This is a genomic window from Agromyces sp. NPDC055520 (genome assembly GCF_053619715.1).
The window spans coordinates 55949-71557 of record NZ_JBSHJY010000014.1; the positions used below are offsets into that span (position 1 = coordinate 55949).

Here is a 15609-nt window from a genome sequence, read left to right on the forward strand (position 1 = left end):
GCGCGAATCGCTCCGCCGTGTGATGATCACCCCGCCGCCGGCTTCCTAACCTTCCTGCGAGGGCGGACGGACCGCCCGGATGGAGGCGGTCATGACCGACGTACTCGCACCCGCGGCCGGGCGACACTCACCCCTGACCGGGCACGGCGCCGCGACATCCGCTCGCCCGTCTCCTCCCGTCGCCCGCGATTCGAGCGTCGACGTGATCCGAGTGGTGCTGCTCGCGGTGGTCTTCGCGCTGCACGCGATGATGGTCGGCGTGAGCGTCGGCGCCGACGGCCCCGTGCTCGAGAACGCACTCGAGGGTCAGGCGTGGTTCGCGGCGGTCAGCTGGGTCGTGCAGATCATGCCGCTGTTCTTCATCGCGGGCGGGTTCTCGAGCTTCCACCACTGGCGCTCGATGCGGGCCAGGGGCTCGAGTGGCACCGACTACGTGCGAGCCCGGCTCGAGCGACTCGTGCGGCCGGCGATCGTGCTCGTCACCGTGGTCGCCGCCGCCCTCGTAGCACTCTCGCTCGCCGGACTCCCCCCGGAGCTCGTGGCCACGGCGGGGTTCCGCATCGGTCAGCCCCTGTGGTTCCTCGGCGTCTACCTCGCGACTTCGGCGCTCGTGCCGCTCATGGTGGGCGCGCACGAGCGTGCCCGGGTGCTGACGCCGCTCGCCCTGCTCGCCGGTGTCGTCGCGGTCGACGTGCTGCGGTTCACGACGGGGCTCGAGGGCATCGGGTTCCTCAACCTCCTGCTCGTGTGGCTCCTCGTGCAGCAGCTCGGCTTCCACCTCGCCGACGGCTCGCTCGACCGTCTCTCGCCCGCCACCCTCTGGTCGATCGCCGCCGGCGCGCTCGCACTGCTCGCCGTGATGACGCTCGGCGGGCCGTACTCGCCCGACATGTATGTGAACCTCAACCCGCCGACCGTCTGCCTCGTCGTGCTCGGCGTCGCGCAGCTCGCACTCTTCCAGCTGGCGCGCCCGCGCATCAGGGCCTGGGTGCAGCGAGCGGATGCCTCGCGGCTCGTCTCGGCCGTCGGCGAGCGCGCGATGACGGTCTACCTCTGGCATATGCCCGTGCTCGTGGCGCTCGCCGGCGGGCTCCTCGTCGCGAACGCCGGACTCGGTCTCGCGCTGCCCGAGCCGATGAGCGCCGACTGGTGGGCGACGCGTCCCCTGTGGCTGAGCACTGCGGCCGCCGCGGTCACCGTCGCGACGCTCGTGTTCGCACCGTTCGAGCGGGCGCGGCGCGGGGCGGGGCGCCCCGCGGCCGGCGCGACTCCGGCGCCTGCTCGCCCGGCACTCCCCACCCGGTCGACCCGATCGACCCGGTCGACCCGATCGACGGTCCTCGACGCCGTCTGCGGGGTGGCCGGCGTGGCCGTCGTGCTCGTCACCGGCTTCGGCCCGGCGCAGGCGGTCGTCTCGCTCGTGCTCCTGACCGTCGCGTTGTTCGGCAGCACGACCGTCGCGGGAGCGTTCTCGGCGATGCTCGCCAAGGCCTCCGTGACGGCCGGTGCCGCCAGGGATCAGCGCAGGTCGCGGCGCAGCGGGATGGCGATCGCGAGCCAGGCCGCCACGGCCGCGTAGCCGAGCAGCACGAGCGCGCCCATGAGCGGGGTTGTCGTCGACACGGCAGCCATCGGCAGCTGCTCGGCGATCGCGTCGCCGAGGAACGTGAAGTCCGTCAGCGCCGCGGTCGCCCCGCCGGGCAGGTACGGGTGGATCGCATTGACCCCGGGGATGATCATCAGCACGTGCTCGAGGAAGTAGAAGTAGCCGAGCACGATGCCGACCGCGAGCAGCTGGTTGCGGGCGAGCGCGCCGATCGCAACGCCGAGCACCATGTAGACGGCGGCCGCGAGTGCGAGCCTCGCGAGCAGCGCGGCGAGTTCGCCGGCCGGCACGCCGAGCTCCACTCGCTGCACCGCGGCGCCCGCCACGACGGCGAGGCCGGCGAACAGCGACGAGACGAGTCCGTAGGCGACGCCCAGCGCACCGAAGACGACGAGCTTGGCCGCGAGCACCCGGCCGCGGCGCGGCACCGTCAGGAAGGTCGTGCCGATCGTGCGGTGGCGGTACTCGCCGGTGACCGCGATCGTTCCGATGAGCGCCGGAACGAAGAGCAGCAGGCCGCTCATGCCGACGACGATGCCGACGCCCTCTGCGGTGTCGAGCCCGGGCAGCGGCGGCGTCGCGTTCTCGGGGCCGATGAGCGCCAGCAGGCCGGTCAGTCCGCCGCCGCCGCAGGCGGCGGCCAGGAGCGACCAGAGCGGGAGACGGGTGACGAGGAGCTTGGTGAACTCCCCGCGGAGCAGGCGGGTCATGCGCGGATCCCTTCGATGGCGGCGGTCGCCGAGACGGTCTCGCCCGAGGTGAGTTCGAGGAACGCGGCTTCGAGGCTCGTGCCGCGGTGGGTGAACGCCGAGAGCGGCCCGGTCCACGTGGTGCGCCCGCGATCGATCAGCACGAGGTCGTCGATGCCGTGCTGCAGTTCGGTGAGCACGTGGCTCGAGAGCAGCACGGTGCCGCCGTGCTGCGCGAAGTCGCGCAGGAAGGTGCGCAACCACACGATGCCCGCCGGATCGAGTCCGTTCGACGGCTCGTCGAGCACGAGCACGTCGGGGGCTCCGAGCAGGGCGGTCGCGAGGGCGAGCCGCTGCCGCATGCCCGTGGAGAAGGAACCGACACGGCGATCGAGGTACTCGGCGATGCCCGTGAGCTCGGCGACGCGCACGACGCGTTCGACCCGGTGCCCGCCGAGCGCGGCGAAGCTGCGGAGGTGACCACGGGCCGTCATCGCCGGGTGCGCCCCGGCGACGTCGAGCACTGCGCCGACGGTGCCGCTCGGGTCGGCGAGGTCTCGGTACCGGATGCCTCCGATGAGCGCCGTGCCGGCGTCGGGACGGGTCAGTCCCAGCAGCATCCGGAGCGTCGTCGACTTGCCGGCGCCGTTCGGGCCGAGGAACCCGGTGACCCGGCCGGCCTTCGCGACGAAGCTCGCATCGCGCACGGCCTCGACGGCGCCGATGCGCTTGGCGAGGCCGCGTACCTCGATCTGGGCGGTCATCATGGAGTGGATCCCTTCGGTTCCGGGGTGGCATACTCGGATGAGAACAATGAGAATGTTCTCACGATGAGAATAATCAGCTGGAGGCCAGATGCGCAAGCCGTCGCCCATCGCCGACGTCGTCATGCACCCCGTGCGGCTCCGCATCATCCAGCAGGTGGGCACGCGCGAGGTCACGACCGCGAGCCTGCGCGACGCCCTGCCCGACGTGGCGCAGGCGACGCTCTATCGGCACATCGCCGCCCTCGTCGACGCCGACGTGCTCACCGTCGTGGACGAGCGCCGGGTGCGCGGGGCCATCGAGCGCACCTTCGCGCTCGGCGAGCGCATGGCGCACGTCGACCACGACGAACTGCTCGAGATGGGCGCGCGCGAGCTGCAGCAGGCCTTCCTCACCTTCCTCGCCCACCTGGGCGAGAGCTTCGACCGGGCCAGCTCCGCCGACGACCCGGCTTTCCGCGACTTCCTCGGGTTCGGCGAGACGACCCTGCACGTCACAGCCGACGATCTGGCCACGATCCAGACGGGGCTCGGCGAGTTGCTTGCGCCCTACCTGACCGCTACGGGCGGCGAGCGCCGCACGGTCACGCTCGCGACGGCGCTCATCCCGACCGACGGCGCCGCACCTCGCGCCTGATTCCGAGCAAAGGGACCGAGCACCTCGGCCGAGCCCCTCACGACGAGCCGGCGCCGCGTCGCGACGAATGGGGCGGGAACGTAGACTGATCCGCGGGGGAACGGCCGGCGACGCGCAAGCGCTCGCGTTTCGTCGCGCGGCACCGACGTGGCTGCCACTGCATGCAGCAGGCCCGCCCTCGTCGACCGACGCACGGCTATGGGGGAATCTGTTGTCCACTTCGATCAACACGCACGACGGCGTCACGGTGTTCCTGACCTCGACCACCGAAGCCGACGTCCATGCCGACGGCGCCGTGTTCGGAATCCGGGCGAGCAATGGCGACGCACTGCGCGACCGCGTCGTCGCGTTCGTGCAGGAGCGCGCGCAGCGCCTCGGCATCGCGGCGACCGCATCGCTCATCGACGACTCCTCGCACTGGACGCTCACCGTCGAACCCGATGGCCGGGTCACCGAGGCTCCGACCGGTCTCGTCGTCGAGGCCGCCGCACCCCGCCCGACCTCGACCGCACCGATCCCGACGATTCCGGCCGGCATCCCTGCCGCCCCGCCCGTGTCCGCTGCATCGCCCCTGCCGGCTGCGCCGGCGACCTCGCCCGCGGAGCCCAGGGCGCACCGCCCCACGGTCGAAGACCTGCTCGCCAGCCGGCCTCGCGTGCGCCCGCTGAAGGCCACGACCGGGTGGCAGGGCCGCGTGCGCCGCCTGAGCGGCGGCCTGATCTCGCCGAAGCCGAGCGCGACCGAGCAGACCCGCCACGACCAGACGAACCGCGTGCAGAAGCGGCTCGACGGCCCGCGCACGATCGTCGTGCTGAACCCGAAGGGCGGCGCCCACAAGACCACGAGCACACTGCTGCTCGCCGCGACGTTCGGCAAGCTCCGCGGCGGCTCGACGCTCGCCTGGGACAACAACGAGACGCGCGGCACGCTCGGCTGGCGAGCACAGCACACCCCGCATCACCGCACCGCCGTCGACCTCCTGGGCGACCTCGAACAGTTCGAGAACCCGAGTGTCGCGAGCCTCAGCCAACTCGACGACTACGTGCGCACGCAGGTCGACGCGCGCTTCGACGTGCTCGCCTCCGATGAGGATGCCGCCGCGACATCCACCATCGACGACGCCGCGTTCGACCGGCTGCACCGCACGCTCTCGCGGTACTACCGCCTGCTCGTCGTCGACACCGGCAACAACATGCGCGCCTCGAACTGGGTCGCGGCCGTGGCCGCCGCCGATCAGCTCGTGATCGTCTCGACGGTGCGCGAGGACACCGCGGCGAGCGCGGCGTGGCTGCTCGACGGGCTCGCCGAGAAGGGCTTCGGCGACAAGGTCGACCGGGCCGTGACGATTCTGACCTCGCCGTCGGAGAAGCCCGACCGCGAACTCGAGCAGCGCCTCGCCGATCACTTCGGTGCGCTGACGGCAGCCGTGACGACGATCCCCTACGACGCCGCGCTCGTCGACGGCGGCACGATCGACTTCGACGCGCTGTCGCCCGCGACGCACGACGCGTGGCTCACCGCTGCCGCCGTGGTCGCCGACCAGCTCTGAGCACCCGACCGGCCGCCCCGGCCTCGGCATCGCCTGCGGCGGCCGTCCCGCACCGGCCGGGCGGCCGGGGACGGGAGGCCGGGCAGCCGGGCGCTCATGCTCCCGCGGGCAGTTCCACGGTGATCCGCAATCCGCCGCCGGCGCGCGGGGTGAGCGTGAGCGTTCCGTCGTGCGCGCGGGCGATGCTCTGGACGATGGCGAGGCCGAGGCCGACGCCGCCGGTGTGCAGGCGTTCGCTACCGCGTCGGAACGGTTCGGTGAGCGTCGCGGTCAGCTCCGGGGTGAGCTGTTCGCCGGTGTTCTCGACCGTGAGCACCGCCGTCGCTCCGCTCACGACGCTGCTCAGCCACACGGTGCCGTGCTCCGGCAGGTTGTGGACGATCGCGTTGTGCAGCAGGTTCGTCGTCATCTGCAGGAGGAGCGGATGCGACCCGGTCACGGGCGTGATCTCTCCCGAGTTCCGGATCTCGATGCCGCGCTGCTCGGCGAGCGGCAGGAGCGTCTCGGCGGCCTCCTCCGTCAGGAGTGAGAGATCGACGCGCTCCGGCCTGAACGAGCGCTGGTCGGCGCGGCTGAGCAGGAGCAGCGCTTCGGTGAGGTTGATCGCGCGAGTGTTGACGGCGAGCAGGCGCTCGACGAGTTCGGCGGAGACGCCCTTCGGATCGTTGCGAGCGACTTCGAGGAGCGTCTGCGTAATCGCGAGCGGCGTGCGCAACTCGTGCGAGGCGTTCGCGGCGAAGCGCTGCTGCTCGGCGACGTGCGCTTCGAGCCGTTCGAGCATGGCGTCGAAGCTGTCGGCGAGCTCTCGGAACTCGTCGCCGCGACCCGTCATCTCGATCCGGTGCGAGAGCGATCCGTTCGCGGCCCTGCGCGTGGCATCCGTGATCCGGGCCAACGGCACGAGCATGCGACCGGCGAGGAACCACCCTCCGACGAGGCCGAACACGAGGAGGAACAGCAGCACCCAGGCCACCGCCGGGCCGAACGCGCGGATGAGGTCGTCGCGGCCGGGAACGAATCCGGCGATGGTGTTGCTGGCACGCGCCGGAACGTAGCGCAGCAGGAAGAGCCACACCGCCGCGAGCAGCAGCGTGCTCGCGAGCATCAGGAATCCCGCGTAGCTCACGGCGAGCTTGAGTCGGACGCTGGGCCCGGGCGCCCTAGCCACGCGCTGCCCCTTCGTCGCCGGCCGGTGCCGTGTCGATGCGATACCCGACGCCGGGCACCGTGACGATCAGCCATGGCTCGCCGAGTCGCTTGCGGAGTGCGGAAACCGTGATGCGCACCGCGTTCGTGAACGGGTCCGCGTTCTCGTCCCACGCGCGCTCGAGCAGCTCCTCGGCGCTGATCACGCCGCCCTCGGCGGCGACGAGCACCTCGAGCACCGCGAACTGCTTGCGGGTGAGCGCGACGTAGCGATCGTCGCGGTAGACCTCGCGGCGGAACGGATCCAGACGCAGGCCGGCGATCTCCCGCACGGGCGGCCTGCTGTGCGCGCGCCGCCGGTCGAGCGCCCTGAGTCGCAGCACGAGCTCCCGGAGCTCGAACGGTTTCGTGAGGTAGTCGTCGGCGCCGAGCTCGAACCCGGTGGCCTTGTCGTCGAGCCGGTCGGCCGCGGTGAGCATCAGGATCGGCATGCCGCTGCCGGACGCGACGATGCGTCTCGCGACCTCATCGCCCGACGGGCCGGGGATGTCGCGGTCGAGCACGGCGATGTCGTAGCTGTTGATGCTCAGCAGTTCCAGTGCGACGTCGCCGTCACCGGCGATGTCGGCCGCGATCGCCTCGAGGCGCAATCCGTCTCGGATCGCCTCAGCCAGAAAGGGCTCGTCTTCGACGATCAGCACGCGCATGCTCTCGATGCTACGAATCGGCACGTATCCTCCGTGTATCGAAACCCGCATACGCGATGGCAACATCGGCCCGCGTTGACTGGCGGCATGACTCGAGCGCACCAGCAGACGACGACGGATGCCCCGGCCGACGCCATCGGCGTGCACCGGAGCGGCATCCGCTCGACCGACCGGCTGGGCCGTTTCGGGCTCGTCGGCTATCTCGCCCTGCTCGTCTGGATCGTGCTGTGGCGACTCGAAGCGCCGCACCTCGGCGATGTCGGCTTCCCGCGCGATCTCAAGCTCGTTCCGTTCGTCTCGACGTCGACGGCCGGGTCGAGCGCCCCCGCCGAGGTCGTCGCGAACGTGCTGCTCTTCATCCCGTTCGGACTCTTCCTCCGCCTCCTCGCACCGTCGTGGCCTTGGTGGAAGGTCGCCGGTGCGGCCGCGGGCGTGAGTCTCGCGCTGGAATGCGCGCAGTACGCAGCCGCCCTCGGCGTCGCGGATGTCTCCGACCTCATCGCCAACACCGCCGGGAGCCTGGTCGGGCTCGCGGTGTTCGCGCTGGCTCGCCGCCGGCTCCGCGACTCGACCACCGTCGTCATGACGCGGATCTGCGCAGTGGGCGTCGTGGTCCTGCTGCTCGCCGCGGCCGCCTTCGCCGCCTCGCCCCTGCACTATCCCCCCATGCGACCCGCTTCGCACGGGCTCTCCGGCGACGCTCTGATCCGCTCGATGGGGAGCGACGGATCCGATTCGACGTTCGGCGCGGCCGACGGATTCATCGAGGAGGGCGAGTCCGTGTCGCCGTTCGCCGACGAGCTGCCGGCGATATCCGGCCTCGAACCAGGGCTGCGAGCCGCCATGCAGGACGCCGCGCGCGCGGCGATCGCCGACGGCTACGAGTTCGTCGTGACGAACGGTTGGCGCAGCGCCGCCTACCAGCAGTCGCTGCTGGATGCCGCCGTGATCGAGTACGGCAGCCTCGAGGAGGCGCGACGCTTCGTCTCGTCGCCCGAGACATCGAAGCACGTGACGGGCGAGGCGGTCGACATCGGGCGAACGGATGCGAACAGCTGGCTGAGCCAGCACGGCTCCGACTACGGTCTGTGCCAGACCTATGCGAACGAGATGTGGCACTTCGAACTCGCGACCGAACCGGGCGGCGAGTGTCCGGCGCAGCTGAGCGATGCGAGCGCAGGATGGTGAGCGCAGGATGACACGGTGAAATCGGCCGGAAACCTCCGCTGACCTACACTCGAAGACCGACGAGGCGCTCGGTGATCCCGAGACCTCGTCGTTTCACCGAGTGTCGCGAACAGAATTCGCAGGTACCAGAGCCCCCGGGGGTGGCCCATGACGAGCGAACCGATCACCGTCTCCATTCGGCGCGAGGTCGACCCCGAGCGCATCGCCGAAGCGACGGCCTGGGTGCAGACCGGCGTCAACCTCGCCGCCAAGTACCCGGGATTCCTCGGCTCGGGCTGGGTGCGCGCGGGCGAGGGCTCGCAGATCTGGCACATGCTCTACCGCTTCGCGAGCGAAGCGACCCTCGAGGCGTGGGAGCGCTCGGCCGAGCGCACCTGGTGGCTCTCGATGGGCGAGGGCTTCGTGCGCTCGGAGCGCAGCAGGCGACGCACCGGCATCGAGGGCTGGTTCGACGACCCGGCGACGGGTTCGGTAGCGGCGCCGGATGCCGCCGCATCCGCTCAGCTCGATGATCTGCCGCCTGCACCGCCGAGGTGGAAGCAGGCCGTGACCATCTGGCTCGGCTTCTTCCCCGTGAACCTCGTGTTCACCCTGCTCGTGACCTCGTTCGTGCCCGGCTGGGACGAGCTCGCGGTCGTGTGGAAGGTGCTTGGCACGACCCTGCTGCTCACGCCGATCATGACGTTCTGGGCGCTGCCGTTCGTCACGCGGATGCTGCGCCGCTGGCTCGCGCCGCAACCGCGCTGACCGACCGGCCGAGGAGTACCGGCGTCAGTTCAGCGGATGCCGCGGATGCGCCGTGAGAGCGACGCCGCCGCGTCGCGCACCCCCGCGACGGCTTGCTCCTGCAGGCCGGGCTGTGCGTCATCGGGATACGTGACGGCGATCGCAGCTGCGGGCCATCCGAGATGGTCGAGCACCGCGACGCCGACCGAGGCGAGGCCGCCCGTGACCTCGCCGTCTTCCGCGGCGAAGCCCGCGTCGCGCACGGTCGCGAGCACGCGTTTCAGTCGGCCGTAGCTCCACTCCGCGGCATCCCCGGCCCCGTCGATGCCGCGTGCGGCGAACGCGGCACGATCGGGATAGAGGGCGCGGAGTTGCGCGGGCGGCAGCACGGCGAGCATCGCCCGCCCGGTCGCGGTGAGGTGCGCGGGCAGCCGCACGCCGACGTCGGTGACGAGCGACGGGCGCCGCGGGGCGCGCTCCTCGACGAGGTAGAGCACGTCGCGCCCGTGCAGCACCGCGAGGTGCCCGCTCTCGCCGAGGCGGTCGACGAGCGCCGCGACGAGCGGCCGGCCCAGGCGGGCGAGCGGCTGCTGGCGCGAGAAGCCGCTCGAGAGCTCGAACGCGGCGATGCCGAGGCCGTAGCGGCGTTCTTCGGGCAGGTGCACGACGAAGCCGCGCTCCTGCATGACGGCGAGCAGGTGGTAGACCGTCGAGCGCGGGATGCCGAGGGCGGTGGCGACGGTCGCGGCCGGCACCGGCCCGCGCTGCGCCGCGAGGTACGTGAGCACCGCGAGCGTTTGGTCGGCCGCCGGCACCTTCGACTGCTGCATGCCGTCCATCCCACTCATCCCCGACCCCGCTCATCCCGCTCATCTCCCGCCTCCACCGATTTCGTCGAACGGGCAGTTGTGGTCGCCTCATCGGCGATGTGGCGGCATCAACTGCCCGTTCGGCGGAATTGAAGGTCGGTACGGACGCCAGCCTACGCTCCGTCTGGGATACCGGACGGAGGTGCGGTGTGGATGCTTCCCGCGCGAGCGCGGGCCGTGTGGAATCGAAGGCATGAGCAGCAACGCCCCCGCACCCGCGCGCGCCGCGGCATCCCACCGCCCGGCTCAGCCCGGTGCCGTCACCGTCGGCGTCGGCGTCGGCTCGCTGAGCATCGACGACGTCGTGGCGGTCGCCCGCCACGGGGCATCCGTCGTGCTCGACCCGGTCGCGCTCGACGGCGTCGCCGCGAGCCGTGCGATCGTCGAGGGCCTCGCCGCGGACCCCGAGCCGCACTACGGCATCTCGACGGGATTCGGCGCGCTCGCCACGACGTTCATCGCCGAAGACCGCCGCGCCCAGCTGCAGGCGAGCCTCGTGCGCTCGCACGCCGCCGGCTCGGGCGCCGAGGTCGAGCGCGAGGTCGTGCGCGCCCTCATGCTGCTGCGCCTGTCGACCCTCATGACCGGTCGCACGGGCGTGCGCCGCGAGACCGCCGAGACCTACGCGGCCATTCTGAACGCGGGCATCACGCCCGTCGTGCGGGAGTACGGCTCGCTCGGCTGCTCGGGCGACCTCGCGCCGCTCGCGCACTGCGCGCTCGTGGCCATGGGCGAGGGGGACGTGCGCGTCGCGACGAGCCCGACCGACACGGTCGGCGCGGTGGCGGATGCCGCGAGCGCCCTCTCCGCCGCCGGCATCACCCCGCTCCGACTCGGCGAGAAAGAGGGCCTCGCCCTCATCAACGGCACCGACGGCATGCTCGGCATGCTCGCGCTCGCGATCGACGACCTGCGGATGCTGCTGACCACCGCCGACGTCGCCGCCGCGATGAGCGTCGAGGGCCTCATGGGCACCGACGCGGTGTTCGCCGCCGACCTGCACGCCCTCCGCCCGCAGCGGGGGCAGGCGATCTCGGCATCGAACCTGCGGCGACTGCTCGCCGACTCCCCCATCGTCGCGAGCCACAAGGGCCCCGAGTGCACGCGCGTGCAAGACGCCTACTCGCTGCGCTGCGCCCCGCAGGTGCACGGCGCCGCACGGGACACGGTCGGCCACGCGGCATCCGTCGCCGATGCCGAGCTCGCGAGCGCCGTCGACAACCCGGTGCTGACGCTCGACGGGCGCGTCGAGTCCAACGGCAACTTCCACGGTGCGCCGGTCGCGTACGTGCTCGACTTCCTCGCGATCGCGGTGGCGGATGTCGCGTCGATGTCGGAGCGGCGCACCGACCGGTTCCTCGACCGCGCGCGCAACCAGGGGCTGCCGCCCTTCCTCGCGCACGAGGTCGGCGTCGACTCGGGGCTCATGATCGCGCAGTACACCGCGGCGGGCATCGTCTCCGAACTCAAGCGGCTCGCGGTGCCGGCATCCGTCGACTCGATCCCGTCGTCGGCGATGCAGGAGGACCACGTGTCGATGGGTTGGGCCGCCGCGCGCAAGCTGCGACGCTCGATCGACGGACTCACCCGGGTGCTCGCGATCGAGGTCATGACCGCCGCGCGCGGCCTCGCACTGCGGGCGCCGCTCGTGCCGGGCCCGGCGACCGGGGCCGTCGTCTCGCTCGTCGCCGAGACCGGCGCGGTGCCGGGGCCCGACCGGTTCCTCTCCCCCGAGATCGAGGCGATCACCGGGCTGGTCGCGCAGGGCGAGGTCCTCGCCGCGGCGACGTCGGCGGGCGGCATCTCACTGGACTGACGGGCGCGGCGCTCGAGTGACAGACGTCGCTCGAGCGGGTCCGATCGCGATGTACCCCGAAGAGGGCGCGCGATCGGCACGGACGGGAGTTGTGCTGCCATGCCTCCGCTGAGAGACTGGGTGAGGAGTCGGCCCCGAAGCCGGCCTGCGAACGGAACCCTATGTCGCTGATGCAACGAAAGCCCGGCCTGCACGACCCGCCCCGAGTGCGACGCACTCGGCCCGACGGGTTCGTCATCGCCGCCGCGGCGACTGCCATCGTGCTCGGAATCTCGGGTATCACCGCGGCGTCAGCAGAAGAGATCGTCGGGTCCACGACAGACGCGACGGTGGCGACGGCCGGTACGACAGGTGATTCGGGGGCCGCGCCGGATTCGGGTACAGGTGACGCCACGGGGACGCCGACCGACGAACCGACCGAGACACCCCAACCGTCGGAGACGCCCGCACCGACCGAGACTCCCCTGCCGACAGAGACACCCGCACCGACAGAGACACCCGCACCGACCGAGACCCCGCAACCGTCAGAGACACCCGCACCGACCGACCCGCCGACCCAGAGTCCCCCGCCGACCCAGCCTCCGGTACCCGCCGCTCCCTCGGCACCGGTCGCCGCACCGAAGGCTCCGCTGCTCGTGGGCAGCGGCCCCTACGCACGCATCTCGAGCGGCGTCGACCCGCAACTCGGCTCGCTGCTCGCGGCGCGCACCGCGCTCGACCGCGCGACCACCGCGCTCCGCACCGCCGAAGCCGAACTCGAGACCGCGCGGTCGACGCGCACCGTCGCCCGCGCGCTCGCCGTACAGCTGCAAGAGCAGGCCGACGAGGCTCGCGCCGATGCCGACGCCGCCGGTGCGATCGCCTTCGCCGCCTCGCGCGGCGGCGACTCCTCGCTCTCGTCGATGGCCGCGGTCTTCGGCTCGGGCAAAGACCTGCTGGCCGGCCTCAGCGGCGTCGCACGCGTCGACCAGATCACGGGCGACGCCGAGAAGCTGCAGAAGATCGCCGAGAAGCGCGCGACCGAGGCAGACGTCGCCGAAGAGCGCGCAACCGACGCCTGGGCAGAGGTCGACGCCGTGCCCGTCGACGCGGCCGAGGCCGCAGTCGCCACGGCCGAGCGCGCCGTGGCTGCCGCTCGCGACGACCTCTCGGGGCTGCGTGCCCGCGTCGCGGCCACGAGCGTCTCGCTGATCGACTCCCTGCCGCGCGACGCCGGGCAATTGAGCGAGCAGGGCTGGGCTCCCCCCGTCACGGGTCGCCAGACCGACGGCTTCGGTCCGCGACCGAACAAGCCGATCGCCGGCGTCAACGAATTCCACCGCGGCACGGATGTCGCGGCGAGCTGCGGCTCACCGGTGTTCGCCGCGACCGGCGGCATCGTCGTCGAAGCGCGCGCGAGCGGCAGCTACGGCAACTGGATCCTGCTCGATCACGGTGCGAGCGTCTCGACCGGGTACGCGCACCTCTCCGACGGCGGCATCCTCGTGAACCCCGGCGACACCGTCGCGGCCGGTCAGCTGATCGGCACCGTGGGCAGCACGGGCGCCTCGACCGGGTGCCACCTGCACTTCGAGGTGCGGCTCGACGGCACCGCGGTCGATGCAGTGCCGTTCATGGCGGCCCGCGGCATCAGGCTCGGCTGAACCGGGGCTCATCCTCAAGTGCAGGATGAGACGAGCGCCACTACTCGGTGAGAGGGGTGCTTGCGCTCTCATCCTGTATGCGGTTCCAACGCCAGGCGAGGGCGTCGTCCTCGTCTGGTACCCCAGACATCGGCCACGCGACATCCGTTGTCTGCGGTCGCCCGGTGCGCGAGCATCGGAACATGACCGAAGCACCCATCGCAGCACCCGCCGGACCCCGCACCGTTCGCGCCGCCCGCGGCACCGAACTCACGGCGAAGAGCTGGCAGACCGAGGCGCCGCTGCGCATGCTCATGAACAACCTCGACCCCGAGGTCGCCGAGCGCCCCGACGACCTCGTCGTCTACGGCGGCACGGGCAAGGCGGCCCGCAACTGGGAGTCGTTCGACGCGATCGTGCGCACGCTCGAGGGCCTCGAGGCCGACGAGACGCTGCTCGTGCAGTCGGGCAAGCCCGTCGGCGTGTTCCGCACGCACGAGTGGGCGCCGCGCGTGCTCATCGCGAACTCGAACCTCGTGGGCGACTGGGCGACGTGGCCCGAGTTCCGGAGGCTCGAGCAGCAGGGCCTCACGATGTACGGGCAGATGACGGCCGGCTCGTGGATCTACATCGGCACGCAGGGCATCCTGCAGGGCACCTACGAGACGTTCGGCGCGATCGCCCGTTCCCGCTTCGGCGGCAGCCTGGCCGGCACCCTGACGCTCACCGGCGGCTGCGGCGGCATGGGCGGCGCGCAGCCGCTCGCCGTCACCATGAACGGCGGTGCCGTGCTCATCGTCGACGTCGACGAGTCGCGCCTGCGCCGACGCGTCGAGCACGGCTACCTCGACGAGTACACCACCGACCTCGACGAGGCGCTCGCCCGGGTCGTCGCGGCGAAAGACGCCGGCGAGGCGAGGTCCGTCGGGGTGGTCGGCAACGCCGCCCTGATCTTCGGCGAGCTGCTCCTGCGCCATCGCGCGGGTGAGGTGGTGGTCGACATCGTGACCGACCAGACGAGCGCGCACGACCCGCTCTCCTACCTGCCCGTCGGCGTCCCCTTCGAGGACTGGCACGCCGAGGCGGAGCGGGATCCCGAGGCGTTCACCGATCGCGCCCGCGCGTCGATGGCCAAGCAGGTCGCCGCGATGGTCGGATTCCAGGATGCCGGCGCCGAGGTCTTCGACTACGGCAACTCGATCCGCCGCGAGGCGGAGCTCGGCGGGCTCGCGCACGACCGCGCGTTCGCGTTCCCCGGCTTCGTGCCCGCTTACATCCGCCCGCTCTTCGCCGAGGGCAAGGGCCCGTTCCGCTGGGCGGCCCTCTCGGGCGACCCGGCCGACATCGCCGCGACCGACCGCGCCATCCTCGAGCTCTTCCCCGACGACGAGCACCTGCGCCGCTGGATCACCCAGGCCGGCGAGAAGGTGCACTTCGAGGGCCTGCCCGCACGCATCTGCTGGCTGGGCTACAAAGAACGCCACCTCGCCGGGCTGAAGTTCAACGAGATGGTCGCCTCGGGCGAGCTGAGCGCACCCGTGGTCATCGGCCGCGACCACCTCGACTCGGGCTCGGTCGCGAGCCCGTACCGCGAGACCGAGGCGATGGCCGACGGCTCCGACGCGATCGCCGACTGGCCCCTGCTCAACGCGCTGCTGAACACCGCGTCGGGCGCGACCTGGGTCTCGATCCACCACGGCGGCGGCGTCGGCATCGGCCGATCGATCCACGCCGGCCAGGTGATCGTCGCCGACGGCACCGAGCTCGCGGCAGAGAAGATCGCCCGCGTGCTCGTGAACGACCCGGGCACCGGCGTCATGCGTCACGTCGACGCGGGCTACGACCGCGCGGTCGAGGTCGCTCGCGAGCGCGGGCTGCGCGTGCCGATGCTCGAGGGCTGACGGATGCGCATGCTGCTGACCAACATCGGCGAACTCGTGACGAACGACCCGGCGCCGGGTCGCGAGGGCGGCCCGCTCGGCATCGTGCGCGACGCCGCCGTGCTCGTCGACGACGACCGCATCGCATGGGTCGGCACGGCGACGCACGCCGACGAACGAGTCGCCGAGCGACTCGAGCGGCGCACCGAACGCGAGGACCGCCGCGACGGCGACGAGCACCGCTCCGTCTGGGATGCCGAGGTCGAGGTCGTCGACGCCGGCGGCCGGGCCGTGATTCCCGGCTTCGTCGACAGCCACTCGCACCTCGTCTTCGGCGGCGACCGCGCTGCCGAGTTCGCCGCGCGCATGGCCGGGCAGCGCTACGAGGCCGGCGGCATCCGCTCGACGGT

At 71.9% G+C, this 15609-nt stretch carries 14 protein-coding genes; 9 read left to right on the forward strand and 5 right to left on the reverse strand.

The window, feature by feature from the left end; all coding sequences use genetic code 11:
• The first annotated feature begins 91 nt into the window (after window positions 1-91).
• Entirely contained in the window at window positions 92-1579 is a 1488-nt protein-coding gene (locus ACWGST_RS08300; RefSeq protein ID WP_452046189.1) for an acyltransferase family protein, read from the forward strand.
• Here the strand turns inward: ACWGST_RS08300 and ACWGST_RS08305 are convergent.
• A complete protein-coding gene (locus ACWGST_RS08305) occupies window positions 1519-2316 on the reverse strand; it encodes an ABC transporter permease (protein WP_452046190.1) in 798 nt (265 codons plus the stop codon). The genes ACWGST_RS08300 and ACWGST_RS08305 overlap by 61 nt on opposite strands.
• On the reverse strand, window positions 2313-3062 hold the full coding sequence (locus ACWGST_RS08310) for an ABC transporter ATP-binding protein (protein ID WP_452046191.1): 750 nt from the start codon (window positions 3060-3062) through the stop codon (window positions 2313-2315). Before ACWGST_RS08310 ends, ACWGST_RS08305 begins: the two co-directional genes overlap by 4 nt.
• Before the next feature lie 88 nt (window positions 3063-3150).
• Here ACWGST_RS08310 and ACWGST_RS08315 point away from each other — a divergent pair, with 88 nt between their 5' ends.
• Window positions 3151-3696, forward strand: coding sequence for a helix-turn-helix domain-containing protein (locus ACWGST_RS08315; protein ID WP_452046192.1), 546 nt, complete (start codon window positions 3151-3153; stop codon window positions 3694-3696).
• A 211-nt stretch (window positions 3697-3907) separates the two neighbouring features.
• A complete protein-coding gene (locus ACWGST_RS08320; protein WP_452046193.1) occupies window positions 3908-5245 on the forward strand; it encodes a MinD/ParA family ATP-binding protein in 1338 nt (445 codons plus the stop codon).
• 94 nt (window positions 5246-5339) lie between these two features.
• Here the strand turns inward: ACWGST_RS08320 and ACWGST_RS08325 are convergent, their stop codons facing one another.
• Window positions 5340-6413 (reverse strand): sensor histidine kinase, encoded by a 1074-nt coding sequence (locus tag ACWGST_RS08325; protein WP_452046194.1) that lies wholly within the window; start codon window positions 6411-6413, stop codon window positions 5340-5342.
• Window positions 6406-7098 carry a response regulator transcription factor gene (locus tag ACWGST_RS08330; RefSeq protein WP_452046195.1) on the reverse strand — a complete coding sequence of 231 codons (693 nt, stop codon included), beginning with the start codon at window positions 7096-7098 and terminating at the stop codon, window positions 6406-6408. The genes ACWGST_RS08325 and ACWGST_RS08330 overlap by 8 nt, the downstream gene beginning before the upstream one ends.
• A gap of 87 nt (window positions 7099-7185) precedes the next feature.
• Between ACWGST_RS08330 and ACWGST_RS08335 the strand changes: the two genes are divergently transcribed.
• The gene (locus tag ACWGST_RS08335; protein WP_452046196.1) at window positions 7186-8286 is read left to right on the forward strand and encodes a VanZ family protein; all 1101 of its coding nucleotides are present in this window, start codon (window positions 7186-7188) and stop codon (window positions 8284-8286) included.
• A gap of 147 nt (window positions 8287-8433) precedes the next feature.
• Window positions 8434-9033: an antibiotic biosynthesis monooxygenase gene (locus ACWGST_RS08340; RefSeq protein WP_452046197.1), complete on the forward strand. Its 600-nt coding sequence runs from the start codon at window positions 8434-8436 to the stop codon at window positions 9031-9033.
• Between the two features lie 29 nt (window positions 9034-9062).
• Here ACWGST_RS08340 and ACWGST_RS08345 read toward each other — a convergent pair whose 3' ends face one another.
• Window positions 9063-9842, reverse strand: coding sequence for an IclR family transcriptional regulator (locus ACWGST_RS08345; RefSeq protein WP_452046198.1), 780 nt, complete (start codon window positions 9840-9842; stop codon window positions 9063-9065).
• 232 nt (window positions 9843-10074) lie between these two features.
• Here ACWGST_RS08345 and hutH point away from each other — a divergent pair, with 232 nt between their 5' ends.
• The 4 genes from hutH to ACWGST_RS08365 all read left to right on the forward strand — a co-directional run.
• Window positions 10075-11697: a histidine ammonia-lyase gene (gene hutH / locus ACWGST_RS08350; RefSeq protein WP_452046199.1), complete on the forward strand. Its 1623-nt coding sequence runs from the start codon at window positions 10075-10077 to the stop codon at window positions 11695-11697.
• A gap of 635 nt (window positions 11698-12332) precedes the next feature.
• Window positions 12333-13340, forward strand: a complete 1008-nt coding sequence (locus ACWGST_RS08355) for a M23 family metallopeptidase (RefSeq protein ID WP_452046200.1) — start codon at window positions 12333-12335, stop codon at window positions 13338-13340.
• Window positions 13341-13522: 182 nt separating this feature from the next.
• Window positions 13523-15220, forward strand: coding sequence for a urocanate hydratase (hutU, locus tag ACWGST_RS08360; RefSeq protein ID WP_452046201.1), 1698 nt, complete (start codon window positions 13523-13525; stop codon window positions 15218-15220).
• 3 nt (window positions 15221-15223) lie between these two features.
• Window positions 15224-15609 (forward strand): amidohydrolase family protein (locus ACWGST_RS08365; RefSeq protein ID WP_452046202.1); only part of this gene is annotated, 386 nt, incomplete at its 3' end.

What these genes read in the sequence shown, in the direction of transcription:
- ACWGST_RS08300 (WP_452046189.1), top strand. Translation starts at nt 92, where the DNA reads ATGACCGACGTACTCGCACCCGCGGCCGGGCGACACTCACCCCTGACC.
- ACWGST_RS08305 (WP_452046190.1), bottom strand. Translation starts at nt 2,316, where the DNA reads ATGACCCGCCTGCTCCGCGGGGAGTTCACCAAGCTCCTCGTCACCCGT.
- ACWGST_RS08310 (WP_452046191.1), bottom strand. Translation starts at nt 3,062, where the DNA reads ATGATGACCGCCCAGATCGAGGTACGCGGCCTCGCCAAGCGCATCGGC.
- ACWGST_RS08315 (WP_452046192.1), top strand. Translation starts at nt 3,151, where the DNA reads ATGCGCAAGCCGTCGCCCATCGCCGACGTCGTCATGCACCCCGTGCGG.
- ACWGST_RS08330 (WP_452046195.1), bottom strand. Translation starts at nt 7,098, where the DNA reads ATGCGCGTGCTGATCGTCGAAGACGAGCCCTTTCTGGCTGAGGCGATC.
- ACWGST_RS08335 (WP_452046196.1), top strand. Translation starts at nt 7,186, where the DNA reads ATGACTCGAGCGCACCAGCAGACGACGACGGATGCCCCGGCCGACGCC.
- ACWGST_RS08340 (WP_452046197.1), top strand. Translation starts at nt 8,434, where the DNA reads ATGACGAGCGAACCGATCACCGTCTCCATTCGGCGCGAGGTCGACCCC.
- ACWGST_RS08345 (WP_452046198.1), bottom strand. Translation starts at nt 9,842, where the DNA reads ATGCAGCAGTCGAAGGTGCCGGCGGCCGACCAAACGCTCGCGGTGCTC.
- hutH (WP_452046199.1), top strand. Translation starts at nt 10,075, where the DNA reads ATGAGCAGCAACGCCCCCGCACCCGCGCGCGCCGCGGCATCCCACCGC.
- hutU (WP_452046201.1), top strand. Translation starts at nt 13,523, where the DNA reads ATGACCGAAGCACCCATCGCAGCACCCGCCGGACCCCGCACCGTTCGC.